Raw genomic sequence first — 2,073 nt, forward strand, 5'->3', positions numbered from 1 at the left:
GTTCAACCCCGGAATGGAGGGCATTTATTCGCACTCTTGGCAAGAGCCTGGCGCCGTACGGTTGTTTCCATTCCACGGCGCGTGGTGAGTCCGTCGCGGCAGTCGCTCGGGCGTGTTCGCTATACCTCTTTCGGCGCTTTGTCGCTTTACGGCGACCTTCGCTGGCACTCCCTGCAGCCGTCCTTTATCCGACGGACACGAACCTCTGCAAAACTTAACTCCATAATACGTGTCCTATTGTACGGATCCATTCGTGATCCTGTCAAATATTCCATATTGTTTTACAAGTGTTTCCGTGATTTGTTTTCGAGGTTCTTTCTGCTTTGTTAATCAGCATCGCATGTCTTGTGCACACTAAAGCTGAGTTCGGCTTGCACAAGGAACTCAGTTGCTGACTCTTCTTCGTCTTCGTCGGCCGACGGGACTGTCTCGGCACATACTTGACCGGCTCCGTCCCTCTGCGATCGCACTGTGCTCTGTATTCCTTAAGTTCGAGTGCCAACACCGCCTCCTTTGGCATTCTCGCCTTGAAGCTGCAGTCCCTGACGCGGCAGAGCAGATTGAGGCAGGCCACCTTGTCGGCATGCGCCTCCCTGCCGCAGTCGACGCACTTGAAACGGTCGCCTTTTTGGGAGTCGCTGTGTACGCAGCCGCAATACGGGCAGCGCTGCGAGCCGTAGGCTGAGGGCACCTTCACGAGCTTCATGCCGTGGATCGCCGCTTTGAAGCACAGTCGTTCCTCGATGAAGCCGCGGATCCAGCTCGAAAGCGCCCTGTTAGTCGCTTTGGTAAAGCCCTGCAGTTCAAAACGACGACCGAGTTCCTCTACGATGTACGCGTGCGCAGGATGCTCTTCGAAAATCCGGTTGAGCGCACGGTTCACAATGTTTCGGATCTTGAGCTTGTGACGGGCAATCGCTCGATCTATCTTTTTCGAACCGAGATTGCACGTCAGAATGTGGCGCCGCTTCTTCTTATCCTGCGTGTTGTTAGCCAGTGCGAGGAGGCGGCTGCGTTTTTCAAGCGCCCGGGCAAGGAGCTCCGCCTCTTCGCGAATCGCTTTCCCGAAACCTTCGCCGTATTGACTGCCGTCGTCGAGCGTGTAGACCTCCGTGAAGCCCATGTCCATGGCGACGCAGACGAGCTTGCCGTTCTGTTCCTTGATCGTCTGCGGGAGCAACTTCAGCTTGGGCTTCGCAAGCGTGTGAAGCGTCCAGCTCGTTGATGTCTTCACGAGCTTGATCGTGCCCGAGATTTTCTTCTTGCCGCGCAGAACGATCTTCGCTCGCTTGCCTTTCTCGAGCGTCATAAGCTCAACGATTTGCTTGCCTTTCTCCGTCTTCACCGTGTAGCAGCTGCAGTCGAACCACACCGATCGACGCTCGGCGTGCCGAATGGTCTGCGTCTTCTCAGCGCGAACAGCGCGGCGGACAGCGACGCAGAGCCCGGAGGCGTGCCGGACTTTCTTCATGTTGAAGGTACTGTGCCACTTGAACGTCGGCGTGCGGCCGTCCATGAGGTCGAAAAAGTCATCGTTCAGCTTGAAGAGCAGAAGGTAGACGTAATGGCGCTCTGCCTCGTTGAGCTTACGGAACCAGTCCGTCTTTTCGATGCGTTCTTTGGCACGCTGCTGAGCGAGACGCCAGTCGTTGGCAACAGTGATGCCTGCCTGCTGCAACGCAAGCTTCCACAATCGTGCCGGGAGACCGAAGATGCGGATTCGAACGGGCTTGCCGGGTTCCTTTCCCGGGATTTCGACCTCAAAGGAGTCGACTTTGGAGGTATCCGGGCTCTTGTCGCCGGCCGTCTTTGTGTTCTGCGGATGCGCTTTAAGGTACTCGGACACGGGACCGACCAGACGATCGCGCAGCGTGCGGTAGCCGTTGCCGTCGCAATGTCTGCGCCATTCGCGAGAGGAAAACAACCCGGTGAAAAGGGCAACTTGTCGACCGAATGCCCTTAGGACCCGATCGAGCTTGAGCGAGGTATTCTCTTCAACGTCCTCCAAGAGGCGCACGGTCGTCACGTAGGCGGGTACGTCGTTCTCAAGCGCGAGGCTTTCGATTCGCTTTT

At 56.7% G+C, this 2,073-nt stretch carries 1 protein-coding gene; it reads right to left on the reverse strand.

What is annotated here, in order from left to right; all coding sequences use genetic code 11:
* Positions 1-262 precede the first annotated feature (262 nt).
* Positions 263-2,073: zinc ribbon domain-containing protein (locus tag H6A60_RS11020; protein WP_205104573.1), on the reverse strand; the 1,811-nt coding region annotated here is incomplete at its 5' end.

Source organism: Sutterella massiliensis, from assembly GCF_016899755.1.
GTDB classification, from domain to species: Bacteria; Pseudomonadota; Gammaproteobacteria; order Burkholderiales; family Burkholderiaceae_F; genus Sutterella; species Sutterella massiliensis.